Raw genomic sequence first — 25,429 nt, 5'->3', positions numbered from 1 at the left:
GCCGCGGGGGGATCGACCACCCTCCCTGGCGCAAGGTAGCGTGAGGCGCACGCAGGGTGTGGCAAAGGGAGTTCCGTGGAGTCCAAGGCAGCCGAGATCGCTGCTGAGCAGCAACACTTCGACCTCGCCTACAAGCACCGCGAACGCGCGCGCGCCGAGCTGGGGGAGACCCCGGACGCCGCCGCCAACGCCGGCGCGGGCCGCTGGCTGGCCGGCTTCCGCCGCGGCCGCCGCGACGCTCTCGCCGCGCCGGACCAGGACGTCGCGTTCGGCCGGATCGACCAGGAAGACCGCGAGCACTTCTACATCGGCCGGGAGACCATCTTCGACGACGAGCGCCAGGTGCTCGTCGTCAACTGGAAGACCCCGATCGGGGAGCTGTACTACGAGGCCTCCCACGACGACCCGCGCGGCCTGGCCCGCAAGCGCACCTTCACCAGCGAGGACAACCGGGTCCTCGACTTCGAGGACGTCGTCTTCCAGCAGCTGGCCGCCGCCGTCGAGGCCCTCGAAGGACCCGACGCGGCCCTGCTCGGCGAGCTCGACCGCGGGCGCACCGGCGAGATGCACGACATCGTCGCCACGATCCAGGCCGCGCAGTACCGCCTGATCCGCTTCCCGCTCGAGCACTGCCTCGTCATCGAGGGCGGTCCGGGCACCGGCAAGACCGCGGTGGCCCTGCACCGGGTCTCCTGGCTGCTGTACAACGAGCAGGACCGCCTCCGCCCGCGCGACGTGCTCGTGGTGGGCCCGCATCCGGCGTTCACCCGGTACATCCGCCGCGTCCTGCCCAGCCTCGGCGACGCCGACGTCGAGCAGATCGACATCGACCAGCTCGGGCCGCCCGTGCAGCGCGGCCGCCAGGAGGACGCCGCGACCCGCCGGCTCAAGGGCGAGGCCCGCATGGCCCGGCTCCTGGCCCGCGCGCTCGAGGCCCGCATCGGCGCCCCGGAGGCGGCCGAGCGGATGCTCTTCGACGGCCGCTACCTCACCCTGACCGGCGCCGAGGTCACCGAGGCGGTCACCGCGGCCCGCCAGGCCGGCGGCCCCTACGCGGTGCGCCGCCAGCGGCTGCGGGCCCGCCTCGCCGAGCTCGTCCGCGAGCGCGGCGGCCCGCTGGAGGCCGAGCGCCTGGCCCCGGTGGAGAACCTGCTGGAGCGGCTGTGGCCGCTGCAGAGCCCGGCCGCGTTCCTGCGCAACCTGTTCGGCTCCCGCCCGCGGCTGGCCGCGGCCGCCGGCGGGGAGTTCACGGACGAGGAGGTGACGCTGCTGCAGCGCCGCGGCGCCGACCGCCTCTCCGCGCAGGTCTGGAGCGCCGCCGACATCCCGCTGCTCGACGAGGTCGACGAGCTGGTCAACGGCACGACCGGTCGCTACCGGCACATCGTCGTGGACGAGGCCCAGGACCTGTCCCCGATGCAGCTGCGCGCGATCGGCCGGCGCTCGGCCAACGGCTCCTTCACGCTCGCCGGCGACCTGGCCCAGTCCACCGGCGCGTGGGCCCGCGACTCCTGGGGCGAGATCACCGAGCACCTGCCGCCGCAGCAGCCGCGGGCCATCGTGCCCCTGCGCTACGGCTATCGCGTGCCCCGGCAGGTGTACGAGCTGGCGGCGATGCTGCTGCCGATCGCCGCGCCCGGCACCGAGCCGACGCACGTGGTCCGCGAGGGCCCGCAGCCGCCGGGCACGCACGTCGTCGAGCCGGTCGAGCGCGCCGGCCGGGTGGCCCAGATCGCCCGCGAGCACCTGGACGCGAACCGGTTCGTGGGGATCGTCTGCCCCGCGGTCCTGCGGGCCGAGCTCGAGTTCGCCCTGCACGCCAACGACCTGCCGTGGGGCCGCGCCGACCAGGGCGAGGTCGACCGCGCCCTGAACCTGGTCTCCCCGCAGGAGGCCAAGGGCCTGGAGTTCGACGCGGTGATCGTCGTCGAGCCCGAGGAGATCGTCGCCGAGGACCCCCGCGGCCACCGCCTGCTCTTCGTCGCCCTGACCCGCACGATCCGCTACCTGGACATCGTGGCCAGCGGCGACATCCTGCCGCTGGAGCCGGCCGGCGACGTCACCAGCCGCATCCCGCGCCAGCGCCGGGTCGTCATCGAGCCCGACCCCGACCCCACGGTGGAGCTCTCGCTGCTCGACCGCCTCGCCGAGGACCTGGCCGCGATGGTCGCCGGGGGCTCGCCCCAGCCCCTGTGGGACGAGGTGCTGCAGCGCACCGCGGCCCTGCTCGACCAGCGCGCGGGCCGCGACCGACCGAAGGGCCGCCACAGCAGATGAGCGTCGTGTCCGTCATCAACTACAAGGGCGGCGTCGGCAAGACCACGGTGACCGCGAACATCGGCGCCGAGCTGGCCGCCCGCGGACGCAAGGTGCTGCTGATCGACCTGGACCCGCAGGCGAGCCTGACGTACTCCTTCTACCGCCCGTCGGACTTCGACGAGCAGCCCACGATCCGGGCCTGGTTCGAGGCCTTCGTGGCGACGCGGGCGCCGGAGCCGCTGTTCAAGTACGTGCTGGCCCCGCACGCGGTCAACGCCCTGGTCCGGCCGCTGGGCGGCAACCTGCACCTGATCGCGTCGCAGCTCGGCCTCGTCGACGCCGACCTGGACCTGGCCGCCGGGCTGGGCGGTTCGCGATTCCAGAAGAGCAGTCCGCGGTACCTGCAGGTCTACCGCCTGCTCGCGGACGCGCTCATGGACCCGTCGTTCAACACGTACGACACGGTCCTGATCGACTGCCCGCCGAACTTCAACCTCGTGACGCGCACGGCCCTGGTGGCCAGCGACCACGTGATCGTCCCGGCCCGCCCCGACTACCTGTCGACCCTCGGCATCGACCTGCTGCGCACCCGCCTGTCGGCCCTGGTCGAGGAGTACAACTCGGTCGCGGCGACCCCGATCAACCCCGAGATCATCGGCGTGGTCTACACGATGGTGCAGTACACCGCGAACGGCCCCCTGAACACGCAGCAGGACTCGGTGAAGGCGACGACCCAGATCGAGATGCCCGTCTTCCGCCAGACGGTCCGCGACAACAAGTCCGCGGTGACGGAGGCCGGCCTGCGCGCGGTCCCGGCCGTCCTGGCACCGCCGGGCACGCCCGCGGTGGAGAACCTACGATACGAGCTGCAACAGCTGACGAGCGAGTTCCTGGCGCGCACGAGACCCTGAGCGGAGCCTTGCGATGACCGACCCGGCCGACCTTGCCCACGAGGTGCTCCTGCGGGTGGCCGCCTTCGTGAAGACCCTGCCGGCCGACCAGCTGGCGGACCTGGCCTCGGGCGCGGCGAAGCTGGAGCTGGTCCCGAAGGGCGGCCGCCCCGTCAAGGCGGTGAAGGCCGCCCCCGCCGCCCTGTCCCGCCCGGTGAGCGAGATCGAGTCGATGCTGCGCGAGCTGGAGACCCGCCAGGCCGCGACGCAGTACCTCAACGACCTGAAGCTGACGGTGCCGCAGATCAAGGAGCTGGCCAAGGTCCTGGGCGTGGCCGCCCCCGCCAAGTCCACGAAGCCGACCCTCATCACGGCCATCGTCGACGCGACGGTGGGCCGCCGCCTGGACAGCCTGGCCCTCAGCTCCCGCTAGGCAGCATCCCGAGGAACGCCGCCGGGTGCACGACGGGAATCCCGTACTCGGCGGCCTTCTTCCCCTTGCCCGACATGGTGTCGGGGTCGGCCGCGACGAGCAGCCGCGTCTTGCGCGTGACCCCGGCACCGACCCGCAACCCGGCCGCGCCGGCCCGGGCCGCCCACACCTCCCGCGGCTCGCCCATGTCCCCGGTGAAGACCACGAGATCGCCCGCTTCGAGCCGGAACCGCTGCCGAGCCCCGCCGCCGCGCTGCCGCGGCACCGGCGACGTCCCCGCGCCGAGCAGGCTGGCCGCGTGCCGGGCCATGCGCACCATCTGCGCGGCCTGCCCGCCACCGAGCCCGAGCAGCCGCGCGACCGTCTCCAGGTCGTCGCGCTCCTCGGCCGTGACGATCCCGTCGGCGGCGGCGAACGCGGCGAGCGCCTGCAGGTACTGCCGATGCAACTCGACCACGTCGGCCCGCCCGAGCCCGAGCCGCTGGGCGACCGCGACGAGCGCGTCGGCCTCCGCCGCGGACACGTGCCGGTCGAGCAGCGCCCGATCGAGCACCTCGAGGTAGGCGTCCGCGTCGGGCCGGTGCGAGCGCGGCATCCGATCGACGAGCCGCCCCAGGAAGTGCTCCTCCACCTGCCCCTCGGCCCGCCGCCCGACGAGCGCGACGCCGCTGTCGGCCAGCGCCGGCCACGCGTCCGGGGCACCCGCGAACCGGTGCGCCCACGGCGGCGGCTGCCCGGTCACCCGCAGGAAGTGCGCCAGCAGCCGCGCGGCGGCCCGGGCGTCGTGCAGCGCCGAGTGCGCCCGTGTGAGCGCGATCCCGGCCGCCGCACAGCAGTCCGCCAGCCCGCGTGACGAGCCAGGGAAGAACTGCCCGGCCAGCCGCATCGTGCACAGCCCCGCCTCATACCGCACCGGCGCCACGATCCCCATCCGCGCGAACTCGGCCGCTAGGAACTGCCCGTCGAACGCCCAGTTGTGCGCGACGGGCACCCGCCCCCGCAGCCGCCCGGCCACCGCCCCGGCCAGCTGCGCGAACCGCGGCGCGACCCGCGCCTCGGCGGCGGTGATCCCGTGGATGTGCTGCGGCCCGAGATCCCGCTCGGGATTGACGAGCGTGCACCACTCGCTCTCGATGTCCCCGCGCGGGCCGACGTGCACGATCGCGATCTCGACCACCCGGTCGTGCCGGCTCGTGTGCAGCCCGGTGGTCTCGAGATCGATGACGGCGTACATCCCCGGGACGGTAATGAGGCCCACCCCGCCCGCGGAACGCCCGAACGTCCGCATCCCCGGACCGGTCCGCACGACCCGTTCCGGGAACGGCCCTCAGCAGCAGCGGATCGGCCGAGCGGCAGCGCGGCTTGCCGGTCCTGGCAGGATGTGGTGGTGAGCTCTCCCGACCTCGACCTCGTCCTGGTGCTGCGGTACCGCAAGGCCGTCACGTACGGCTTCCACGCGCTGCTCGGCGCGCTCGAGGAGCACGAGACCACGACGTCCTACGAGTTGGTGTTCGCCGAGTCGCCGGACGCCACGATCGCGGCGATCTCGTCGGGGTTGCGGCGCGCCCGGCGGGTGCTGGTGCTGTGGTCGTTCTACTCGCCGGACGCCGAGGCGCTGGCCGCCGAGCTGACCACCATCAAGGCGGCCGCCCCGGGCGCCCTGCACGTCGCCGGCGGCGTGCACGCCACCGCCGAGCCGGTGCAGACGCTCGACGCCGGCTGGGACGTCGCCGCCATCGGCGAGGGCGAGACGACGCTGACCAAGCTCGTGGACGCCGGCGGCGACCCGGCGGGCGTCACCGGCCTGGCGTTCCGCGACGCTGCCGGCAAGGTCGTCAAGACCGGCCGGCCGCAGCGCCTGCCGCTCGACACGTTCCGCGGCTTTTCCCTGCGCTGGCAGCGGTTCAACGCCCTCGAGATCACCCGGGGATGCGCGTTCTCGTGCCGGTTCTGCCAGACCCCGTTCATGTTCTCGGCCCGCTTCCGGCACCGCAGCGTGGACAACGTCCGCTGGCACGTCGACCAGATGCGCGAACGCGGCCTGCGCGACGTCCGCTTCATCACGCCGACGGCGCTGTCGTACGGCAGCCAGGACGAGTCGCCGAACCTGGACGCGGTCGAGGCGCTGCTGGCCTCGTGCAAGGAGGGCATCGGGCCGAACGGGCGGGTCTTCTTCGGCTCGTTCCCGAGCGAGATCCGCCCCGAGCACGTGAGCCGCGAGGCCCTGAAGCTCGTGAAGAAGTACTGCGCGAACAACAACATCATCGTGGGGGCCCAGTCCGGATCGGACCGCGTGCTCGACGCGGCGAAGCGGGGCCACGGCGTCGAGGAGGTCATGCGCGCGGCCCGGCTCGGCATCGAGGAGGGCTTCCGCATCAACGTCGACATGATCTTCGGCATGCCCGGTGAGGACCAGTCGGACGTCGATGCCTCGCTCCGCCTCGCCCGCGAGCTGGCCGATCTCGGCGCCCGGATTCACGCCCACACCTTCATGCCGCTGCCCGGCACTCCGTGGCGTGACGCACCGCCGGGCGACGTCGATCCCGAAACGATCCGCGCCGTCGACCGGCTCTCGCAGCAGGGCGCCCTCTACGGCCACTGGCAGCGGCAGCGGGACCACGCGGTGAAACTCGCCACCGCCGCCGAGGCGTACCCCCGCCCTGGCCGGAGCCGGACGCTGTTGCCGTTGCGATCGACTGCGGACGGATCGCAGGACTGCTGAGAACAGGCTCTGCGCGAGGTCGGTGGACACCCACTCCTGTGGCGCAACACGACCCGTCGGGACGCCCGGGTCCGCGAGGCCGTGGCGCAGGCGCTTCAGGCCGGCGGGGTCACCGCGTAGACGGGCGCCGAGCGGGGCGAGCGGTTGCCGAGCAGTCCCCGGGCGTAGACGGCGAAGGTGTACTCCCTAGAGCCCTTCAGCCCGCGCAGCGTGATCTCGGGCCGCGAGGTCGCCGCGATCCGCGACTCGCTCGACCCGTGCACGGCCATCACCAGGTAGGTCGTGCCGGCGGACCGGCGCGGCCAGGTCAGGCGCACGCTGCTCGCGGTCACGTCCGTGACCTTGAGCGAGGCCCCCGCCGTACCGTTGCGGAAGATCGTGGCCTCCCGGGTGTCCGTCGAGATGCCGTTCGGGCCCGTGAGGAACCGCTTGCCCCAGGGCGTGCGGATGGCCGGGTCGAAGTCGTGCACCAGGTCCAGATAGCTGTAGGGCTTGTCGTTGCCGCTCCACGACCAGCCGAGGTACCCGACCGAGTGCCCCTCGGCGTAGGCCATGATCGCGTCCTCGTCCGGGTCGCCCCACTCGTGCTCGCCGGAGAACTCGCCGATGATGACCGGCAGCCGGCGCCGGGTGAACGAGCCCAGGTAGGCGTTGACCTTCGCGGCGTTGTTGAACTCGCCGTACATGTGGATGTCGAACAGCGTGTCGCCGGTCGGGTCGGCCGCCTTGACCTTCTCGGCGTTGTCGCGCATGACGCCCACCTCGTCCTGGCCCCACCCGGGCGCGTCGACCATGAGCGTGTGCGTGAACCCGGCCGCGCGCAGCGTGCGGATCGCGTCCGAGGTCTGCTGCACCCAGGGCCAGTCGCCGCCGACGCCGAACGGCTCGTTGGCGATGTTGACGATGATGTGGTCCTGCTGCCCGGCGAGCTCGGAGCGCAGCGACAGCCAGAACGCGACCGCGTCGGCCATCGGGGCCGCCCGCTTGTCCTGGCCGAAGCCGGCCGTGTCGTGCGCGTCGAGGATGCAGATCAGCCGCTCCTGCCGGCACAGGTTGACGATGGTGCGCACCTCCTGCGGTTTGGTACGGCGGAACTGACGCCCGGTCCCGAGCGGCACCCGCACCGCGTTGGCCCCGGTGGCCTTGATCGCCGCGAAGGAGCCGTTCTTGTCCGGGTACCAGGTGAAGTCGTGGTTCACCCCGCGCAGCACCAGGTCGCTCCCGTTCGCCTCGACCAGGCGCCCGTCGCGCACGTGGATGCCGCCGCCCGGCTCTGCGGCACGCGCCGTTTCGCCGGGGATCGATACGGCGGCCAGGAGTAGTAGCAGGATCAGCGCGCTCCTCATGGGGGCGTCGGCTACCCGGTGGCCGCGCGGTCTATCTCGCGGCCGGGATGATCCGGCCCGGCCTGCTGCTCGACGGCGTCGGCCACGGCCACCTCGACGACCCGCTCCAGCACCGAGGCGAGCATGTCGAGCGTCTCGTCGTCGAGGCGATCCAGCAGCCGCCGCTGCGCCCTCGTCCCGCCGTCGGTGAGCTCGCGCAGGATCTCGCGCCCGGCCGGGGCGAGGTGGATGCGCCGGATGCGGCGGTCGTGCTGATCCTCCGTGCGCGTCACATAGCCCTGGGTCACGAGCCGGTCCACGATCCCCGACAGCGTGGCCAGGCTCACACCGAGGCGGCGGGTGAGTTCGGCCGAGGCGATCCCGTCGTGCCGCGACAGGAGCATTAGGACTCTGAGCTGCTGCATCGTGAGGTTAACTGAGAGCAGCGGATTGGTCCGGTCGTACGCGAGCAGGGCACGCATCCGTTCGTCGGCGGCGGCGACGCGCAGCAGGAGCGCTTCCCTGTGATTGTTCACAGGAATGTTGTACCCCCTGGATAAACTTTGCGCGAGGCGAACCGTTAGCATCACACGAACTAATGTCTGTCTAAGCCAACCGGAAGAAGACTCCAGACATGTCGTTTCTCGCCCGGCTCAGTTTGGCGAACCGGGGGCTGGTCGCAATCATCGCGATCGTCGTCCTGGGCTTCGGCGCCATTGCCATTCCGAAACTCAAGCAACAGCTCATCCCCTCGATCGACTTCCCGGCCGCCTTCGTGGTCGCGTCCTACCCGGGCGTGTCGCCGGACATCGTCGAGGAGCAGGTGACCAAGCCGATCGAGGGCGCGCTGCAGGGCGTGCCCGGACTGACGGACATCACCTCCACCAGCCGCGAGGGTGTCGCGACGGTGCAGGTCTCGTTCGACTTCGGCTCCTCGGTCGACGACATCACCAACAAGATGAACACGGCCATCTCGCGTATCCGGACGCAGTTGCCGTCGGACGTCGACCCGCAGGTCATCGCCGGCTCGACCGACGACCTGCCGGCCGTGGTGCTGGCCGCGTCCCGCTCGGGTGACCAGATCGCCTTCGCGCAGCAGCTCAAGCAGGTCGTCGTGCCGGAGCTGCAGGGCATCGAGGGCGTGCGCCAGGTCGAGGTGACCGGCGCCGCGACGCAGAACGTGCTCATCACGCTCAACCCGCAGAAGGCGGGTCCGGCCGGGGTCAACCCGCAGTCGCTGACCGCCGCGCTCAAGTCCAACGGTGTGTCCTTCCCCGCCGGCACCCTGACCGAGGGCGACAAGTCCCTCGCGGTGCAGGTCGGCGGCACCCTGACCACGCTGGACGAGCTCAAGAACCTCAACGTCACGCCCACCGCGAAGCTCGGCGACGTGGCCACGGTCGAGCTCAAGACCGTCGAGGCCACCTCGATCACGCGCACCGACGGCAAGCCGAGCCTCGGCATCTCCGTCACCGCCTCGCCCGACGGCAACGCCGTGAAGATCTCCCACGCGGTCCGCGACAAGCTCGCCGACCTCGAGAAGCAGCTCGGCGGCGACACGAAGATCACGTCGGTCTTCGACCAGGCGCCGTTCGTCGAGTCCTCCATCAAGAGCCTCTCCACCGAGGGCGCGCTCGGCCTGCTCTTCGCCGTCGTGGTGATCCTGGTCTTCCTGGTGTCGCTGCGCTCGACGCTCGTCACCGCGGTGTCGATCCCGCTGTCGGTCGTCGTCGCGCTCATCGGCCTGTGGATCGGCGACTACTCGCTCAACCTGCTCACCCTCGGCGCGCTCACCATCGCCGTCGGCCGCGTCGTCGACGACTCGATCGTGGTGCTCGAGAACATCAAACGACATCTGGAATACGGCGAGGCCAAGGTCCACGCCATCCTCACCGGCGTCAAGGAGGTCACCGGCGCGGTCGTCGCCTCGACCCTGACCACCGTCGCCGTGTTCCTGCCGATCGGCCTCGTCGGCGGCCTGGCCGGCGAGCTGTTCCGGCCCTTCGCGGTCACCATCGCCGTCGCCCTGCTCGCCTCGCTGTTCGTGGCCCTGACCGTGGTGCCGGTGCTCGCGTACTGGTTCCTGCGCCAGCCCAAGACCCTCGGCACCGAGGAGCGCGAGGAGATCGAGGCCAAGGCCCACGAGAAGGAGCGCCGCAGCCCGCTGCAGCGCGCCTACGTGCCGGTCATCTCGTGGGTCACCCGCAGCCGGGCCACCCGCTGGATCACCGTGGGGCTCAGCATCGTCGTGTTCATCCTGACGATGGGGCTCGCCGGCGCGCTGAAGACGAACTTCATCGACCAGTCCGGCCAGACCGAGTTCTCCATCTCGCAGCAGCTGCCGGTCGGCTCCAGCCTGGCGACCACCGACGCGGCGGCCAAGAAGATCGAGGACCTGCTCGGGAAGCGCACCGACATCGAGGCGTACCAGGCCACGATCGGCGCCTCGGCGGGCTTCGGCTTCGCGGGCGCCCAGTCGGGCAACACGGCCAACTTCTCGGTCACGGCGAAGGACGGCACCGACGTCGAGAAGGTCGTCAACGAGCTGCGCGGCCAGGTCGCCGCGGCCGGTGACAGCCTCGGCACCGTGAAGATCACGTCCGGCGGCAGCGGCGGCGGCTCCGGCGACCAGCTCCAGGTCATCGTCAAGGCCAGCAACCCCGACGCGCTCGCGAAGGGCGCCCAGCAGGTCGAGGCCGCGATGAAGGAGGTCGCCGGCATCGCGGACGTCGAGAACAACCTCGCCGCGAGCAACCCCCGCATCGACGTGAAGGTCAAGCGGGACGCCGCCGCGAAGTACGGCCTGAACGACGCGGCCGTCGGCGGCATCGTGGCGGCGGCGTACCGCGGCCAGACCCTCACCCAGATGACCATCGACGGCTCCCAGCGCGACCTGGTGCTGCGCTCCGGCCCGGCCCCGGCCTCGCTGGACCAGCTCAAGGCGCTGACCATCCCGGTGCCCGGCACCCCGCCGTTCGTGCGTCTCGACCAGATCGCCGACGTCGCCCAGGACACCGGCCCGGTCGCCATCACGCGCATCGACGGCAACCGCAGCGCCACGGTCACCGGCCGCGCCGACAGCGACAACCTCGGCGCCGTCTCGGCCAAGCTGCAGACGAAGCTCGACGCGCTGAGCCTGCCCGCCGGCGTGACGGTCACCCTGGGCGGCGCGAGCCAGGACCAGGCCGAGGCCTTCGGCCAGCTCGGCCTGGCCATGCTGGCGGCGATCGCGATCGTCTTCATCATCATGGTGGCGACGTTCCGCAGCGTGGCCCAGCCCCTGATCCTGCTGGTGTCCATCCCGTTCGCCGCAACGGGCGCCATCATCCTGCTCCTGGCCACGAACACGCCCCTGGGCCTGCCCGCCATGATCGGCGTGCTCATGCTCATCGGCATCGTGGTGACCAACGCGATCGTGCTCATGGACCTGATCAACCAGTACCAGGAATCCGGCATGCACGTCCGCGAGGCGGTCGTCGAGGGCGGGAGGCGCCGCCTGCGCCCGATCCTCATGACCGCGGTCGCCACGATCTGCGCCCTGCTGCCGATGGCGATCGGCCTCACGGGCGAGGGCGGCTTCATCTCGCAGCCCCTGGCCATCGTGGTCATCGGCGGCCTGGTGAGCTCGACCCTGCTGACCCTGGTGCTGGTCCCGACCCTCTACACGATGGTCGAGTCGACGAAGGAGAAGCGCCGCCTGCGCCGCGAGGGCAAGCACGCGTCGCCGTTGACGGCGCCGGAACCGGACGGCGGGGAGTCGGACGGCCGCCACCGCGTGGACCCGTTGGAGCCCGCGCCGACGACCCTCTAGCACATGACGCACCGGAAGGCCGGCTCCCGCGGGGCCGGCCTTTCGCTGTGTAGTGCCACGGTGACGCGAACTGAGATCAACTTGGATGGGTGGGGTACCGTGGGGATGAAGCGGAACGGCCCCGGGGCCGCGTGTTCGGCCTTTGCTCGACTGGCTCGCCGCCTGTAGCTGACGACCGAATGCGCTTCGAGGCCAACCGCTCGCGCGCACGTGACCACGCCCGGCCCTGGTCCTGGATCTTGGCCGAGCCTCGATCGCGCTGGGCATACGGCGGGCAGGCGTCCGACGCGTTCGTGGTCCGCATCCGGGCCGCGGGCGGCGGGTTCGAGGCCGGTGTCGCCAATGCGGGAGGCGGCGTCCTCGAGCGCGGTTGGCGAGGCGTCACCGGGCTGGTCGGGATCGCGGCTCGGGGCGCGACCTCGGATGCCCGGCTCGGTCGGCGCGGCGACGCGGTCGAGGGCGGTTGCCGGAGGGGCCTGGCGCCGCGGTTGCCCGTTGCCGGCCCGCGCCGGCTCGCCGGTGGGCAAGCCCGGCCCGGTGGTCGCCGCCGAGGCGGCCGTTGCGAGCCTGCGGCACCGCGGGACGCACCGGGCGCGGGGAGGGCGCGCCGATCGTGGTCGCGTCGCAGCGGCCACCGGACGGCAGGCCGGTCGGTATGCGGCCGCTGCCGGCGTTCGCGTGGCGGGCCGAGTTGTGAGCGGCTGCCGCGGGGCGCGTCGCAGACCCGCATCGCGGCGGCCGGCCAAGAAAGTGCGGAGCGCGGGACCATGGCCGGGCTCGAAGGCGGGGAAGTGGGAGCCGCGCCATCGAGGGCCTCGGATCGGGAAACTTCCTGGGCGAGCCGAAGCGGCCGCGCGACCAGCACCCCGAAAGGTCCCAGGGAATAGTCGGCAAATAAGCCGATTTATCGTGATTTATCGGTGTCAAAGCGAACCCCAGCTGCGGGGAGGAGAGCCGCGCCATCGAGGTTGCGTAAATGAGTTTGTGGCGTAAAGTTCTTTGCATGACCCCCGTCGATGACGATGCGCCGCCCGCGTCGGCCGCTGCATCGCTCGCGCTCATCCGCAGGGAACAGGCCAACGCGGCCAAGACGATCGCGCTCAACCCGCTGCTCTACTACGTGCCATGGGGGCTGGCCTGGCTCATCGGGTTCGGGCTGCTGTTCCTGCGCTACGGCCCCGGCGGCAAGGTCTTCGTGAACCTCCCGGCCTGGCTCCCGCTCGCCACGCTCTTCGCGCTCATGGCCCTCGCGATGGTCAGCACGATCCTGGTGAGCGTGGTCCGCGGGCGCGGCGTCGAGGGGCGGTCGTCGTGGCAGGGCTCGGCGTACGGCTTCACGTGGTTCTTCGCCTTCACCGGCCTCGGCATGACGATGAACCACTTCTCGCGACTGCTGCCCGAGCCCGAACGCGGCCTGCTCTGGGCCTGCGCGTCCGTGGGGCTCGTCGCCGCCATGTACATGTGCGGCGCCGCGATCTGGGTCTCCCGCGACATGTTCGTCTTCGGGGCCTGGCTCACCGTCATCAACGTCGCGGGTGTCGCGGCCGGGGCCGGCTGGCACTCGCTCATCATCTCCCTCGGCGGGGGCGGCGGACTGATCCTGCTCGGGGTCCTGTTCCACCTCCGGGGCAAGCGTGGCTGAGCTGGACCCGGTGATCCACGTGCAGGCGCGCCTGCGGATCATGGCCGCGCTGTCGAGCCTCGGCGACTTCGACCGGATGACGTTCCCGCGGCTGCAGCAGCTGCTCGACATGACGGCCGGCAACCTCTCGGTACACCTGACGAAGCTCGAACAGGCCGGCTATGTCGAGGTCGTGAAGTCCTTCCGGGGCCGCACCCCGACCACCTCCGCCGGCCTCACCAAGCGCGGCCGCGTCGCGTTCGAGGACTACACCAGCGCCTTACGGGCACTCATTGACCCACCCAAAGAGGAGTCGTAATGCTCGCCCGCACCGTCGAGGTCAGCCGCCGCTACGGCGACACCCTGGCCCTGGACCGCGTCTGCCTGGACATCCCGCAGGGCGGCGTCGTCGGCCTGCTCGGGCCCAACGGCGCCGGCAAGTCCACGCTCATCAACCTCCTCGTCGGCCTGCGCCGCCCCACCAGCGGCACCGTCGAGCTCTTCGGCGGTGACCCGCGCGACCCGCGCAGCCGCCGCCGCATCGGCGTGACGCCGCAGGAGACGGGCCTGCCGTCCACGCTGCGGGTGCGCGAATGCGTGGAGTTCGTCGCCCGCCATTTTCCGGATTCGGTACCGCCGGCAGAGCTCCTCGCCCGCTTCGACCTCACCGACCTGGCGCGGCGGCAGACGGGCGGCCTGTCGGGCGGCCAGAAGCGCCGCCTGGCCGTGGCCCTGGCCTTCGCCGGCCGCCCGAGCCTGGTGTTCCTGGACGAGCCCACCACCGGCCTCGACGTGCAGGCGCGACGGGCGCTCTGGGACGCGATCCGGGACTTCGCCGACAAGGGCGGCACAGTGGTACTGACCAGTCACTACCTCGAGGAGATCGAGGCCCTCGCGGACCGGGTCGTGGTCGTCGGCCACGGGCGCGTCCTGGCCGACGACACCGTCGCCGCGATCCGCGCCATGGTCGGCATCCACCGGGTCAGCATCAGCGCCACCGACCTGCCCGACCTGCCCGGCGTCGTCGGTGTCGAGCAGGCCGACGGGCGCACCTCCCTGCTCACCCCCGACGCCGACCAGCTGGTCCGCGACCTGGTCCGCATCGGGGTGCCCTTCCAGGGCCTCCAGGTCCAGCCGACCACGCTGGAAGAGGCGTTCCTGACCCTGACGAGCACCGGACGGTAGCCGCGATGACCTCCTTGGCCCTCACCCACGCCCGTTTCCGCATCCTCGAGACGATCCGCATCCCCGTCGCCGTCGTCGGCGGCGCGTTCTTCCCGGCCGCGTCGATGCTCTTCTTCGTCGTACCGTTCGCCGGCGACAACCCCGAAGGCGCCACGTTCGCGACGGCCTCCATGGTGATGTTCGCGGTGATGACGAGCTCCCTGTTCACCTACGGCGTCGGCGTATCCGAGGACCGCGCGCAGCCCTGGGACCCGTTCACCCGCACCCTGCCGGCCGGCCCCGCGGCCGCGTTCGCCGGGCGCATCCTGTCCGGCCTGACGTTCATGGCCATCTCGCTGCTGCCGGTGGTCGTCATCGGCTGGCTGTTCACCGCGGCCACCACGAGCGCGACGGGCCTGCTGCTCGCCGTCGGCGCCGTGGTCCTCGGCGCGCTGCCGTTCACGTTCATGGGCCTCGCGATCGGCTACGCGCTGCCGATGAAGGCCGCCCTGGCCGTCGCCCAGATCATCTTCTTCCCGCTGGCGTTCGGCGGCGGCCTGCTCTCGGCCCCGGGCCAGGCGCCCGGCTTCGTGGAGACGATCGCCCCCTACCTGCCCACCCGCGGCGCGGTCGAGCTGGTCTGGGCCGCGGTCGGCGACTTCCACGTGTCGGCGACCTCGATGCTGTCGCTGGCCGCGTGGACCCTCGTGATGGCCGCCCTGGCCGCCTGGGCCTTTCGCCGCGACGAAGGCGCCCGCTTCAGCTGACGGGGGGGTCCCACCCCGCACCCCCCCCATGCGTGCTCCGCACGCACCGGCCGCGGGGCCGCTACCGGGCCAAGAGGTCGAGCAGGTGCCGGGTCACCAGCTCAGGCTGCTCCTCGGCCATGAAGTGGCCGGCGGGGACCGTGTGGTGGTGCAGGTCCGTGGCCCAGGCGCTCCAGCGGGCCTTGGCGTCGAAGCCCATCGCGGCGCCCCAGTCCTGCTGCAGCACCGTGACCGGCATCGAGAGCCGCTCGCCCGCGGCCCGGGAGGCCTCGTCGTGCTCGACGTCGACCGTGGCGGTCGCGCGGTAGTCGGCGACGATGGACGGGATCGCGTCGCGGGAGGCCTGGAGGTACCGCTGCCGCATCTCCGGTGGCAGCGAACCGTCGCCCCAAGCGTCGAGGAAGTGCCCGAAGAACGCGTCGGGCGCCCCGGCGATGAGCAGCTCCGGCAGCGGGGCCGGGGCCGCCATCAGGAACAGGTGGAAGCCGACGACGCCGGCCGTGCCGCGCAGTACCTCCCAGGAATCCAGCGTCGGCAGCACATCCAGCACGGCGAGGTGGGTGATGCGGGACGGGTGGTCGAGCCCGGCCCGGATCGCGACGAGGGCCCCGCGGTCGTGCCCGGCGAGCGCGAACCGCTCGAACCCGAGCGCCCGCGCGAGCGCGACGACGTCCTGGGCCATGACCCGCTTGGCATAGGCGGCGGTACCGTCCGGCTTGTCGCTGTCGCCGTAGCCGCGCAGATCCGGGCAGATGACCATGTGCCCCGCGGCCGCGAGGGCCGGTGCCACGTGCCGCCACATCAGGTGCGTCTGCGGGAAGCCGTGCAGCAGGACGACGGGGCGGCCCGCCCCGCACACGGCGACGTTGAGGGAGACGGCGGGGGCGACTTCGACGCGACGGTACGAGAATTCCATGCCACCACCCTGCGCCGGCCCGATCAGCATCGGGTCAGCGGCGAATAATCGGTGCCGTGATCTCCTTCGGCGTCCTGGGCCCCCTGGAGGCCCGGGATCCGGATCCGGTATCGCTCAAGGGCCCCCGCCACCGCACGGTGCTGGCCCGCCTGCTCGTCGCCCGCGGCCGGGTCGTGCCCGTCGGTGTCCTCGCCGACGACGTGTGGTCCGGCACCGCCCCACCCGGCGCCCTGGCCGCGATCCGCACGTTCGTCGCGGACCTGCGCCGCGCCCTGGAGCCGGACCGCCCGCCCCGCGCGGAGCCGCGCCTGCTGGTGACCGCCGCGCCCGGGTACGCCCTGCGCGCCGCCCCCGCCTCCGTCGACGCCGTCCGCTTCGAGCACCTGCTGGCCGCCGGCACCCTCGAGGCCCTGGACGAGGCCCTGGCGCTGTGGCGCGGCCCGGCCTACGCGGAGTGGTGGGAGCAGCCGTGGGCGCGCGCCGAGATCGACCGCCTGGACGAGCTGCACCAGCTGGCCGTGGAGCGCCGGGCCGCGGCCCTGCTGGACCGCGACCGCCCGGCGGAGGCGGCCTCGGACCTGCGGGCGTTCGTCGCCGCGCACCCGTTGCGCGAGGAGTCCTGGCGACTGCTGGCCCTGGCGTTGTACCGCTCCGGCCGCCAGGGAGACGCGCTGGCCGCCCTGCGCGAGGCCCGCGACACCCTCGTGTCGGAGCTGGGCGTCGACCAGGGCCCGGCGCTGCGTGCCCTGGAGCGGGACATCCTGGCGCAGTCCGAGAGCCTCGCCCCGGCCGGCCGCGCCGAACCCTCGGCACGGCTCTTCGGGCGCGACGACGAGCTCGCCCGGCTCCGCGGCAGCACCGCGTCCGTGGCGCTCGTCGAGGGCGAGGCGGGCGCCGGCAAGAGCGCCCTCGCCGAGGCGTTCGCCCGCGAATGGGCGTCGAGCGGCCGCCCGGTGCGGTGGGGGAGGGCCGGCGAACACGAGGGCGCCCCCGGCACCTGGCCGTGGACCGACCTGCGCACCGCGGGCGACGAGCTCGGTCCGGGCCCGGTGCTGCTCGTCGCCGAGGACGTGCACCGGGCCGACAAGGACGTGTGGGACGTGCTCGCCGCGCTGCCCGGGCGGGTCCGGGTCCTGGCGACCGCGCGCGACACCGACCCGAGCCCGCAGTACGTCGCGTTCCTGGCCCGCCTCGCCCGCGCCGAGCCGCTGCGCATCCGGCTGGGCGGCCTCGACGAGCGGGCCACCGCCGGCCTGGCGCGGGAGGTCGGGGGGCGGGATCTGCAGGCACGGGAGGTACACCTGCTGCGGGAACGCACCGGGGGCAACCCGTTCTTCGTGCGGGAGCTGGCCCGCCTGCTGGCCGCCGAGGGCCCGGCCGCGCTGCGCACCGTGCCGCCGGGCGTCCGCGACGTCATCCGGCACCGCCTGGCCCAGCTGCCGGAGCCGACGCGGGAGATCCTGCGCCGGGCCTCCGTCCTCGGCCGGGACGTCGACCCGGAGCTGCTGGCCGCGCTGGCCGGCACGGACGTGCTGGACGCGCTGGAGGAGGCGACGCGGGCGGGGTTCCTGGCCGACGGCACCCGGTTCGCGCACGTCCTGGTCCGCGACACCATCTACGGCGACCTGTCGCAGCCGAGGCGCGCGGCCTGGCACAAGGCCGCGGGCGAGGCGGCGGAGGCGTTGTCACCCGGGGACGTGGACGTCATGGCGTACCACTTCACGGCGTCGGCCCTGCGCACCACGGCCCCGAAGGCGGCCCGGTACTCGGCCGAGGCCGCGGCCCGGGCCGAGCGCCGCAACAACCCGCACGCTGCCGCCCGCCTGTGGCGGCAGTCGCTGGCCCACGCGCCCGGCGACACCGGGTCGCTGCTGGGCCTGAGCCGGGCCCTGGCCGTGACCGGCCACCTGGCGCAGTCCCGCCGCCTGCGCGCCACCGCGGTGTCGATGGGCGGCCTGGACACCTTCGCCGTACCGGCGATCTGGCCGAGGAACGACGACGAGCACCTGTCCGCCGCGATCGCCGCGGCGGCCGAGCGGGCCCTGCCGCACGCCTCGGGCCAGGCGAGGTCCCGCCTGCTGTCGACGCTGGCCATGGAGCTGCGCGGCGCCCGGGACGCGCGGGGGATCGAGGCCGCCGAGGAGGCCTACGCGCTGGCCGGCCCCGATCCGGCCCTGCGCGCCCTGGCCCTCAACGCGAGGTTCCTGCACAGCTTCGCGACCCCGGGCCGGGGCCCCGCACGGCTGGCGATCGCCGAGGAGCTGCTGGACCTGGCGTCCGCGCACGACCTGGTCACCTTCGCCGTCCTGGGCCACCTGATCGCCCTGCAGTCCGCGTGCGCCCTGGACGACCTGCCGAGGGCCGACTCCCACGCGGCGGCGGCCGACGTCTTGTCCACGCGCTACGGCTTGCCCGTCGTCCCCGTCTTCACCGCCTGGTACGCCGCCCTGCGCCTGGCCGCCGCGGGCGCCGCCGACGAGGCCGAGCGGGCGTACCGTGCCGCGGACGCCGTCCTCGCGAGGTCCGAGATGCCGGGGATGCACGAGGGGCTGCTGGGTCTGGCGCTGCTGTCGATCGGCCGCTGGACCCCGTCGGACGACCTGGGCCCGTACGAGCCCTGGGCCCGCCCGCTGCTGCACCGGGACCGCCAGGCCCTGCGCGACCTGCCCCCGTCGCCGCACGATCTGCTCTGGGAGGCGCGGCTGTGCCTGGCCCTGCGGGCGGCGCGGGAGCTGGGCGACACCGCGTCTCACGCCCGTCTGTCGGCGCAGCTGCGCCCGGCCGCGAACGAGCACGCGGCCGGCAGCGGGGTCCTGACCCTGGGCCGGGTCGCCGACTACCTCTGACCCGCTCGCCGGCTCGGGCGGGACCGGTCAGGCGCCGCCGCGCTCCGGGGGGCTCACGAGCATCACCCGGTCGGCCGGGTGGCAGGTCTCGAACTCGTCGGTGCGGATCACGATCAGCGGGACGCCCGGGACGATGTGCAGGTCGTGGCGCTCCTCGGCCGTCGGCATCCGGGCCGTGATCCGGGCCGCCGCCGGCACCGGCAGCTCCTCCAGCGGGCCGGTCCGGCGAACCCTGGAGCGCCGGCCCCGCTCGGTCACGATCACGCCCTCGCTGCGCAGCGCCGTCATCGCGTCGCGCACGACGTCGCGGCTCACCTCGTACTGCTCGGCCAGCGCCGCCTCGCTCGGCAGCACCGATCCCGGCGGGAGGTCCCCGCTGCGGACGCGCTCGTGCAGGGCGTCGGCGACCTGGCGGTACAGCGCGTGCACGGATCGGCGATCGAGCATGGCCAGGACGCTATCATCCGAATGGCCATGTGGCCATATATCGGGCCGCGGGTCAGGGCTTGTGCGGGCAGCGGTGGATCGGGCGCCGCGGGATGCGGGCCGGGCGGCGGATCGACACCAGGCGGGCCGGGCGGACCGCGGGCAGCTTCGACGAGGCCGGGGCCGTCGTCCCCGCCGCCGCGCCCGACACCGCGGCCAGGTGCGACGACAGGGCCGCGTGCAGCAGTGTCGGGGACGACGACGGGTTCGGGGCCGCCGTCGACGGGTTCGCGCGGCGGTTCAGCGGCTGGTACGTGCGCTGCTGCGGCACCCGCGGACGGGTCGCGGGAGCGGCGGCGCGGGTGGGGGCGGCCGGCATGGGCAGCGTGGTCTCCGCCGGGGCGTCGTCCTTCTCGGGGCGGGTCACGATGAACGCGACGACCGCCGCCACGAGGACGGGGACCAGGTAGAGCAGGGCTCCGGCGTATTGCTCGGCCACGGCGGGGACTCCCAACGGCTGCGCACGACTGACCTGCGCAACGCTACGGATTCCGCCGCACCCACCGTGTCATCCGGTCGGGTCTTGCTGCAAGTCCGGCCGGGGTGCAGCTGCGGTGCAAACCTCCCGGTACCACTCGTAGGACCGCCGCGGGGTGCGCCGCTGGGTGTCGAAGTCGACGTGGACGAGGCCGAAGCGCTGCTCGTAGCCGTCCGCCCACTCGAAGTTGTCCAGCAGCGACCAGGTGCAGTAGCCGTGTACCTCGACGCCCGCGTCCATGGCCGCGCGCACGGCCCGCAGGTCGCCCGCGATGTAGTCGATGCGGAACTGGTCGTCGAGGTCGGGCCAGGAGCAGCCGCTCTCGGTGATCCAGATCGGCGGGAGCCGGTCGCCGTAGCGCTCCTTGAGCCCGACCAGCAGCTCCCGCAGGCCGTCGGGGACCACGGGCCAGCCGTAGGCGGTCTTCGGGTACCCCTCGATGTCGAGGCGCACGAAGGGCAGCGGGTCGCCCTCGGGCGGGGCGGCGATCAGCGACGGGTTGTAGTAGTTGACGCCCATCGCCTGGATCGGCTGGGAGATGACCTCGAGGTCGCCCTCCAGCACGATGGAGTCGACGTCGGCCGTGGTCAGGAACTCGTAGCCGGGCGGGTACTGCCCGAGCAGGATCGGGTCCGTGAACAGGTGGTTCTGCACCAGGTCGTAGACGGCCGCGGCCAGCTGGTCCTCGTCGGAGTCGCTGCGGGGCCGGACGGGCGAGTGGTTGTTGGCCAGCGTCACCGGCGCGTTCGAGGTGCGGCGCAGGGCCGACACGGCCAGACCGTGGGCGAGCAGCAGGTGGTGGACCACCGGCAGCTGGTCGGAGAGCATCCGCAGCCCGGGGGCGTGCACGCCCTGGACGTGGCCGAGGGCGAAGTGGATGTACGGCTCGTTCAGCGTGATCCACAGCTTGACCCGGTCGCCCAGGCGCTCGCCGAGCAGCTCCGCGTACTCCCCGAAGCGCATCGCCGTGTCCCGGTTCGCCCAGCCGCCCTGGTCCTGCAGCGCCTGCGGCAGGTCCCAGTGGAACAGCGTGACGAGCGGGTCGATGCCGCGCGCGAGCAGCCCGTCGACGAGCCGGTCGTAGAAGTCGAGCCCGGCGGCGTTGGCGGGGCCCTCGCCGGTCGGCTGGATGCGCGGCCAGGCCACCGAGAAGCGGTACGCCCCGGCGCCCAGCCCCGAGATGAGGTCGAGGTCGGACTCCCACCGGTGGTAGTGGTCGCAGGCCACGTCGCCGGTGTGCCCGTCGCGGGTCGCGCCGGGGGTGTGGGCGAAGGTGTCCCAGATGGACGGTCCGCGCCCGTCCTCGGCGACGGCGCCCTCGATCTGGTATGCGGCGGTGGACACGCCGAAGCGGAAGCCCGGCGGGAACGGCGGTAGATCCGGCATACGGCGCACGCTACCGCGCCGGGGCAAGATTGGGTCATGGCACACGACATTCCAGCGGTGGAGCTGGCGCCGGGGGTGAACCTGCCGACCATCGGCTTCGGCACGTGGCAGATCACGGGCCGTTCGGCGTACGAGTCGGCTCGCGCGGCGCTCGACGCCGGCTACCGGCACATCGACACCGCGACCATGTACGGCAACGAGGAGGAGATCGGCCGGGCGCTGCGCGACAGCGGCCTGGACCGCTCCGAGGTCTTCATCACCACGAAGCTGCCGCCGTCGCAGGCGGGCCGCGAACGGCAGACCCTCGAGGCGAGCCTCAAGGCGCTCGGCGTGGACTTCGTCGACCTGTGGCTCATCCACTGGCCGCCGGCCCGGGGCAAGTCGCTGCCGACCTGGGTCTCGTTCCTGGAGCAGCGCGACGCCGGGCGCATCCGCGCGGCCGGCGTCAGCAACTACGACACGGCGCTCGTCGACGAGCTGGTGCGGGAGACGGGCGAGACCCCGGTCGTGAACCAGGTCGCCTGGAGCCCTGCCCAGCACGACCCGCGCTTCCTCGACGACATGCGCGAGCGGCGGGTCGTCGTGGAGGGGTACAGCTCCCTGAAGAACACGCCCCTGGACGACCCCCGGCTCGTCGCGATCGCGAAGGCCCACGACGCGACCGTGCCGCAGGTGGTGCTGCGCTGGCAGCTGCACCACGACATCGTCGTCATCCCGAAGTCGACCCGCCCCGAGCGGATGCGCGAGAACCTGGCGGTGCTCGGCTTCGAGCTGACGAACGAGGAGATCGAGACCGTCAGCACCCTCTGATCAGCCCCGTTTGACGGACCGGTCGATGCGGGCCCGCCAGCCCCGTTCCCGGGGCTTGCGGCGCAGCTTGGCCAGGGCCGCGACCGCACCGGCGGCGAGCTCCTCGAAGTCGAAGCCGGTGCGGTGCGTGCCCTTCTGGATGACGAACGCCATCCCGGCCGAGTTGCTCACCGCCCACCCGGGCCGGGTGCCGAGGCGATGGGCGGCGCCGGCGCCGTACGCCGTGACGAGCTGGATGTCGAACGGGTACCGCACCGCGCCGCCCTCGCGGGTCACCACGATCCGGGCCTGCGCGAGGGTGTCGTCGCGGTTGAACAGGGCCCGCCACCACGTCGTGCGGGGGGCCTCGACGACCACCTCGACACCCTCGCCGTGCTCGCCCGGGTCGCCCGCCTCGGCGACGCGCCGGACCAGCTCCACGACCCGGTCCGGGCGCGACCGCCGGAACGGCACCCATCTGTCCACGGCGTCGAATATAAGTCGGAGCCGGCCACGGCGACGTCGTCGGTCGCGGCCGCCCACCGGACGACGGTCAGCCCCTGGTACACGGCCGGTGGCGGGCCCGGCGCGACGGTGCCGGCCTATGTCCCAGGCCGCTTCCTCGTCGACCGTCTCCACGACCCGGCCGCGAATGAGCTCCGTCGTTGCGCGCCTTGCGCGACCGCGGCGACGTGAGGATCGCGATCCGGTCGCCCTCGCGCCCGGCCCAGATCGGGACGGAGTGCGGCGACCCGTCGGGCAGCACGCCACCGACGGGGACGTCCGGCCCGGCCCGGGAGCTTTCGCGGAGCGCTCAGGTAGCGAGCCGGTCGGCCGATGAGTCGTCTGACATCGCCTCGAACGGAGCACTCCACATGCGCCGCTGGCTGGGTTCCCGCCGCGTCTTCACCAAGATCCTCCTCGTGGCCGCGGTCGCCGTCGCCGGCACCGCCGCCACCGGGCTGCTCGCCCTCATCGGCATCGGCGACCTGCGGGCCACGCGTAACAACGAGGTCGGGGGCGCGGTGCCGTACATCGCCGCCCTGAACAAGGCCGCCCTCACCGCCAAGACGGCCGCGAACGACGAGCGCGGCTTCCTGCTCGGCGGGGACACCCAGTTCCGTGACGAGTCGCTGGGCCGCCAGGCGGTCGTCGACGCCGCGCTCCGCGACGCCGCCCGGACCGGCAACCCGGCCGTCAAGGAGATCCAGGCGGCGGTGGACGCGTGGTTCGCCGCGCTGCGGACCGAGTTCACGACCTACGGCACGGACCGCGCCAAGGCGGTGGCGGATGCGTTCGGGGCCAACCGCGAACTGCGCAAGGTGTACGAGGCCCGCCTCGACGCCGAGATCGAGCGCGCGCAGAACGCCCTGGTCGCGGGCAAGGACTTCGACGACACCGCGAACTCGACGCGGCTGGCCGTCGTGGTGCTGCTGTGCGCGGCGCTCGCGGTCGCCGTGGCGCTGAGCCTGTACATCGCCAGCGTCATCGTCCAGCCGCTGCGCCGCGTCTCGCACGTCCTGCGCGCCGTGGCCGACGGCGACCTGACCCAGGACGCCGGCGTCGACCAGCGCGACGAGGTCGGCCAGATGGCGGCCTCCCTCGGCGAGGCCCGCGGCCGCCTGCGCGAGACCGTCGCGAGCCTGGCCGAGCACTCGGCGACCCTGGCCGGCGCGGCCGAGGAGCTCGCCGCGACCAGCCGGCAGAGCGCCGCCGGCGCCGAGGCCGGCTCCCGCCAGGCCGGCGCCGTGGCCGGCCTCGCCGACCGCATGTCCGGCACCATCTCCACGGTCGCGTCGGGCGCGACGCAGATGGGCGCGTCGATCCGCGAGATCTCGCAGAGCGCGACCCAGGCGGCGACGGTCGCGGGCCGGGCCGTCGAGGTGGCCGCGTTGACGAACGACGTGATGTCGAAGCTCGGCGACTCCTCGGCCGAGATCGGCAACGTCATCAAGGTCATCACGTCGATCGCCGAGCAGACCAACCTCCTGGCCCTGAACGCGACCATCGAGGCGGCCCGCGCGGGCGATGCCGGCAAGGGCTTCGCCGTGGTCGCGAGCGAGGTGAAGGACCTGGCCCAGGAGACCGCCCGCGCCACGGACGACATCGCCCGCCGCGTCCAGGCCATCCAGGCGGACACGACCGGCGCGGTGTCGGCGATCGCCGAGATCTCGCAGATCATCGCGCGGATCAACGAGTATCAGACGACGATCGCCTCGGCGGTGGAGCAGCAGTCGGCGACGACCGAGGAGATGAGCCGCAGCGTCGAGGAGGCCGCCGCGACGGGCCGCGAGGTGGCCGGCACGATCGGCGAGGTGGCCACGTCCGTCCAGCTCACCACGAACGGCATCACGGAGTCGGAGCGGGCCGCGGGCAGCCTGGCCGCGATGTCGGCGAGCCTGCGCGGCATCGTCCAGACGTTCCGCTACTGACCGGGGCTCGTTACCTTCGCGTGCCTCTGACGGGGCGATATGGGCCGAAGACATCGACTATGGTCGGACTCCGTGACTTACCCACCGACCGGCGACCCCTACGGCGGTCAATATTTCGGCGGCCCTCCCACGCCGCCGGGGCCCCCGCCGACCGGCGCTTTCCCGGCTTCGCCCGGCCCGGGTCAGCCGGTCTCGCCCGGCTATTCGCCGCAGTACGGGCCGCCGCAGCACCCGCAACCGCCCGCCGGCTACCCGCCGCAGCCGCCGCCCCAGACGCAGACGTGGCAGCAGGCGCCGGCCACACAGGGCTGGCAGCCGCCGCCACCGGCCCCGGGCTGGCAGCAGGCCCCACCGGCGCAGGGCTGGCAGCCGCCGCCCGCCCCCCGCGGCTCGACCCCCTGGCCACTGATCGGCGTGATCGCGGGCGTCCTGGTGCTGGCCGTGATCGGCGGCGTGCTCGTCGTGACCAAGCTCCTCGGCAGCGACGACCCGGTGACCCCCGTGACCGCCGACGGCGGCCCGGCGAAGGCCACGACCGGCCCCGCGGCCCCCGGCCTGCCGACCGACCGCCCGCTGAAGACCAGCTCCGCCCCGGCGGGCCCGGGCAAGTACGGCGCCCCCGGCGACCTGTGCTCGATGGACCTGACCGCGCTGGGCATCTACGCGTCGAAGAAGGAGAAGGCGACGCCGAACGTGCGCAACACCGGCGGCATCGCCCGCTCCGACTGCGACTTCGACCTGCGCACCTCCTCGGGCATGAAGGTCACCTTCGGCATCAAGACGCAGGTCTACACGACGACGAAGGAGGCGAGGCAGTACTTCGACTCCGGCTACGACCTGGACAAGTCGCGCTACTTCGACGCCGACCTGACGGGCCTGGGCGAGCGCTCCTACGGCACCAACCGCGACTGGGACATCGGCTCGAAGACGAGCGACTACACGATCCGCGTGGTGGACAGCAACCTGTACCTCTTGGTGAGCCTGGTGACCTTCGGAACCGCCTTCGTCCCGAAGGACCAGCTCAAACCGAAGACGATCGACGAGGTCAAGACGATCCTCGGCAAGTTGCCCACGGCCTGAGCTGACCCCAGGCCCGCGCACGGG

The 25,429-nt window shown here is 73.0% G+C and carries 22 protein-coding genes; 13 read left to right on the top strand and 9 right to left on the bottom strand.

What is annotated here, in order from left to right:
* The first annotated feature begins 75 nt into the window (after positions 1 to 75).
* The 3 genes from ACQP2P_RS38845 to ACQP2P_RS38835 are packed head-to-tail and all read left to right on the top strand — an operon-like array spanning position 76 to position 3,582.
* A complete protein-coding gene (locus ACQP2P_RS38845) occupies positions 76 to 2,277 on the top strand; it encodes a HelD family protein (RefSeq protein WP_433609627.1) in 2,202 nt (733 codons plus the stop codon).
* Complete coding sequence (locus tag ACQP2P_RS38840) at positions 2,274 to 3,170, top strand: ParA family protein (RefSeq protein ID WP_433609625.1); 897 nt, start codon at positions 2,274 to 2,276, stop codon at positions 3,168 to 3,170. Before ACQP2P_RS38845 ends, ACQP2P_RS38840 begins: the two co-directional genes overlap by 4 nt.
* A 13-nt stretch (positions 3,171 to 3,183) precedes the next feature.
* Positions 3,184 to 3,582, top strand: coding sequence for a hypothetical protein (locus tag ACQP2P_RS38835; protein ID WP_433609623.1), 399 nt, complete (start codon positions 3,184 to 3,186; stop codon positions 3,580 to 3,582).
* Here ACQP2P_RS38835 and ACQP2P_RS38830 read toward each other — a convergent pair.
* Positions 3,569 to 4,816 (bottom strand): exonuclease domain-containing protein, encoded by a 1,248-nt coding sequence (locus ACQP2P_RS38830; RefSeq protein WP_433609621.1) that lies wholly within the window; start codon positions 4,814 to 4,816, stop codon positions 3,569 to 3,571. The two genes, ACQP2P_RS38835 and ACQP2P_RS38830, sit on opposite strands and share 14 nt — an antisense overlap.
* 153 nt (positions 4,817 to 4,969) lie before the next feature.
* Between ACQP2P_RS38830 and ACQP2P_RS38825 the strand changes: the two genes are divergently transcribed.
* On the top strand, positions 4,970 to 6,304 hold the full coding sequence (locus tag ACQP2P_RS38825; RefSeq protein WP_433609619.1) for a TIGR04013 family B12-binding domain/radical SAM domain-containing protein: 1,335 nt from the start codon (positions 4,970 to 4,972) through the stop codon (positions 6,302 to 6,304).
* A gap of 95 nt (positions 6,305 to 6,399) precedes the next feature.
* On the opposite strand, the gene ACQP2P_RS38820 is transcribed toward ACQP2P_RS38825, so the two are convergent.
* Together ACQP2P_RS38820 and ACQP2P_RS38815 are read right to left on the bottom strand one after the other, a co-directional pair.
* A complete protein-coding gene (locus tag ACQP2P_RS38820) occupies positions 6,400 to 7,650 on the bottom strand; it encodes a cellulase family glycosylhydrolase (RefSeq protein ID WP_433609617.1) in 1,251 nt (416 codons plus the stop codon).
* An 11-nt stretch (positions 7,651 to 7,661) separates the two neighbouring features.
* The gene (locus tag ACQP2P_RS38815) at positions 7,662 to 8,165 is read right to left on the bottom strand and encodes a MarR family winged helix-turn-helix transcriptional regulator (protein WP_433609615.1); all 504 of its coding nucleotides are present in this window, start codon (positions 8,163 to 8,165) and stop codon (positions 7,662 to 7,664) included.
* A 98-nt stretch (positions 8,166 to 8,263) separates the two neighbouring features.
* On the opposite strand from ACQP2P_RS38815, the gene ACQP2P_RS38810 reads away from it, so the two are divergent.
* The 5 genes from ACQP2P_RS38810 (at position 8,264) to ACQP2P_RS38790 (ending at position 14,992) form a co-directional block, all read left to right on the top strand.
* Complete coding sequence (locus tag ACQP2P_RS38810) at positions 8,264 to 11,440, top strand: efflux RND transporter permease subunit (protein ID WP_433609613.1); 3,177 nt, start codon at positions 8,264 to 8,266, stop codon at positions 11,438 to 11,440.
* A 1,003-nt stretch (positions 11,441 to 12,443) separates the two neighbouring features.
* Positions 12,444 to 13,082 carry a transporter gene (locus ACQP2P_RS38805; protein ID WP_433609611.1) on the top strand — a complete coding sequence of 213 codons (639 nt, stop codon included), beginning with the start codon at positions 12,444 to 12,446 and terminating at the stop codon, positions 13,080 to 13,082.
* Positions 13,075 to 13,380, top strand: a complete 306-nt coding sequence (locus ACQP2P_RS38800; RefSeq protein ID WP_433079410.1) for a winged helix-turn-helix domain-containing protein — start codon at positions 13,075 to 13,077, stop codon at positions 13,378 to 13,380. Before ACQP2P_RS38805 ends, ACQP2P_RS38800 begins: the two co-directional genes overlap by 8 nt.
* Positions 13,380 to 14,246, top strand: a complete 867-nt coding sequence (locus ACQP2P_RS38795) for an ATP-binding cassette domain-containing protein (RefSeq protein WP_433609608.1) — start codon at positions 13,380 to 13,382, stop codon at positions 14,244 to 14,246. Before ACQP2P_RS38800 ends, ACQP2P_RS38795 begins: the two co-directional genes overlap by 1 nt.
* Before the next feature lie 5 nt (positions 14,247 to 14,251).
* Positions 14,252 to 14,992, top strand: a complete 741-nt coding sequence (locus ACQP2P_RS38790; protein WP_433609606.1) for an ABC transporter permease — start codon at positions 14,252 to 14,254, stop codon at positions 14,990 to 14,992.
* A gap of 61 nt (positions 14,993 to 15,053) precedes the next feature.
* On the opposite strand, the gene ACQP2P_RS38785 is transcribed toward ACQP2P_RS38790, so the two are convergent.
* Positions 15,054 to 15,908 carry an alpha/beta fold hydrolase gene (locus ACQP2P_RS38785; RefSeq protein ID WP_433609604.1) on the bottom strand — a complete coding sequence of 285 codons (855 nt, stop codon included), beginning with the start codon at positions 15,906 to 15,908 and terminating at the stop codon, positions 15,054 to 15,056.
* A 56-nt stretch (positions 15,909 to 15,964) separates the two neighbouring features.
* Between ACQP2P_RS38785 and ACQP2P_RS38780 the strand changes: the two genes are divergently transcribed.
* Positions 15,965 to 18,754, top strand: coding sequence for a BTAD domain-containing putative transcriptional regulator (locus ACQP2P_RS38780; RefSeq protein WP_433609602.1), 2,790 nt, complete (start codon positions 15,965 to 15,967; stop codon positions 18,752 to 18,754).
* A gap of 27 nt (positions 18,755 to 18,781) precedes the next feature.
* On the opposite strand, the gene ACQP2P_RS38775 is transcribed toward ACQP2P_RS38780, so the two are convergent.
* From ACQP2P_RS38775 to ACQP2P_RS38765, 3 genes are all read right to left on the bottom strand, one after another.
* Positions 18,782 to 19,201 (bottom strand): winged helix-turn-helix domain-containing protein, encoded by a 420-nt coding sequence (locus tag ACQP2P_RS38775; RefSeq protein WP_433609600.1) that lies wholly within the window; start codon positions 19,199 to 19,201, stop codon positions 18,782 to 18,784.
* A 52-nt stretch (positions 19,202 to 19,253) separates the two neighbouring features.
* A complete protein-coding gene (locus tag ACQP2P_RS38770) occupies positions 19,254 to 19,679 on the bottom strand; it encodes a hypothetical protein (RefSeq protein WP_433609598.1) in 426 nt (141 codons plus the stop codon).
* 69 nt (positions 19,680 to 19,748) lie between these two features.
* Positions 19,749 to 21,104, bottom strand: coding sequence for a GH1 family beta-glucosidase (locus ACQP2P_RS38765; RefSeq protein ID WP_433609596.1), 1,356 nt, complete (start codon positions 21,102 to 21,104; stop codon positions 19,749 to 19,751).
* Positions 21,105 to 21,140: 36 nt separating this feature from the next.
* On the opposite strand from ACQP2P_RS38765, the gene ACQP2P_RS38760 reads away from it, so the two are divergent.
* Positions 21,141 to 21,914: an aldo/keto reductase gene (locus ACQP2P_RS38760; RefSeq protein WP_433609594.1), complete on the top strand. Its 774-nt coding sequence runs from the start codon at positions 21,141 to 21,143 to the stop codon at positions 21,912 to 21,914.
* Here ACQP2P_RS38760 and ACQP2P_RS38755 read toward each other — a convergent pair whose 3' ends face one another.
* Positions 21,915 to 22,379 carry a hypothetical protein gene (locus ACQP2P_RS38755; protein WP_433609592.1) on the bottom strand — a complete coding sequence of 155 codons (465 nt, stop codon included), beginning with the start codon at positions 22,377 to 22,379 and terminating at the stop codon, positions 21,915 to 21,917.
* Positions 22,380 to 22,446: 67 nt separating this feature from the next.
* Positions 22,447 to 22,659 carry a pyridoxamine 5'-phosphate oxidase family protein gene (locus ACQP2P_RS38750; protein ID WP_433609590.1) on the bottom strand — a complete coding sequence of 71 codons (213 nt, stop codon included), beginning with the start codon at positions 22,657 to 22,659 and terminating at the stop codon, positions 22,447 to 22,449.
* A 109-nt stretch (positions 22,660 to 22,768) separates the two neighbouring features.
* Here ACQP2P_RS38750 and ACQP2P_RS38745 point away from each other — a divergent pair, with 109 nt between their 5' ends.
* Both ACQP2P_RS38745 and ACQP2P_RS38740 read left to right on the top strand, forming a co-directional pair.
* A complete protein-coding gene (locus tag ACQP2P_RS38745; RefSeq protein ID WP_433609588.1) occupies positions 22,769 to 24,325 on the top strand; it encodes a methyl-accepting chemotaxis protein in 1,557 nt (518 codons plus the stop codon).
* 72 nt (positions 24,326 to 24,397) lie between these two features.
* Positions 24,398 to 25,405, top strand: a complete 1,008-nt coding sequence (locus ACQP2P_RS38740; protein WP_433609586.1) for a hypothetical protein — start codon at positions 24,398 to 24,400, stop codon at positions 25,403 to 25,405.
* The last annotated feature ends 24 nt before the right edge of the window (positions 25,406 to 25,429 follow it).

It is taken from the genome of Dactylosporangium sp. CA-139114, assembly GCF_050955725.1.
Lineage (GTDB): Bacteria > Actinomycetota > Actinomycetes > Mycobacteriales > Micromonosporaceae > Dactylosporangium.
The sequence above is the reverse complement of the archived record's forward strand: the minus strand, read 5'-3'. Positions and strand labels throughout refer to the sequence as shown.

Coding starts and splice junctions, on each gene's coding strand:
- ACQP2P_RS38840 (WP_433609625.1), top strand. CDS start 2,274: ATGAGCGTCGTGTCCGTCATCAACTACAAGGGCGGCGTCGGCAAGACC.
- ACQP2P_RS38835 (WP_433609623.1), top strand. CDS start 3,184: ATGACCGACCCGGCCGACCTTGCCCACGAGGTGCTCCTGCGGGTGGCC.
- ACQP2P_RS38830 (WP_433609621.1), bottom strand. CDS start 4,816: ATGTACGCCGTCATCGATCTCGAGACCACCGGGCTGCACACGAGCCGG.
- ACQP2P_RS38820 (WP_433609617.1), bottom strand. CDS start 7,650: ATGAGGAGCGCGCTGATCCTGCTACTACTCCTGGCCGCCGTATCGATC.
- ACQP2P_RS38810 (WP_433609613.1), top strand. CDS start 8,264: ATGTCGTTTCTCGCCCGGCTCAGTTTGGCGAACCGGGGGCTGGTCGCA.
- ACQP2P_RS38805 (WP_433609611.1), top strand. CDS start 12,444: ATGACCCCCGTCGATGACGATGCGCCGCCCGCGTCGGCCGCTGCATCG.
- ACQP2P_RS38795 (WP_433609608.1), top strand. CDS start 13,380: ATGCTCGCCCGCACCGTCGAGGTCAGCCGCCGCTACGGCGACACCCTG.
- ACQP2P_RS38790 (WP_433609606.1), top strand. CDS start 14,252: ATGACCTCCTTGGCCCTCACCCACGCCCGTTTCCGCATCCTCGAGACG.
- ACQP2P_RS38785 (WP_433609604.1), bottom strand. CDS start 15,908: ATGGAATTCTCGTACCGTCGCGTCGAAGTCGCCCCCGCCGTCTCCCTC.
- ACQP2P_RS38775 (WP_433609600.1), bottom strand. CDS start 19,201: ATGCTCGATCGCCGATCCGTGCACGCGCTGTACCGCCAGGTCGCCGAC.
- ACQP2P_RS38765 (WP_433609596.1), bottom strand. CDS start 21,104: ATGCCGGATCTACCGCCGTTCCCGCCGGGCTTCCGCTTCGGCGTGTCC.
- ACQP2P_RS38760 (WP_433609594.1), top strand. CDS start 21,141: ATGGCACACGACATTCCAGCGGTGGAGCTGGCGCCGGGGGTGAACCTG.
- ACQP2P_RS38745 (WP_433609588.1), top strand. CDS start 22,769: ATGCGCCGCTGGCTGGGTTCCCGCCGCGTCTTCACCAAGATCCTCCTC.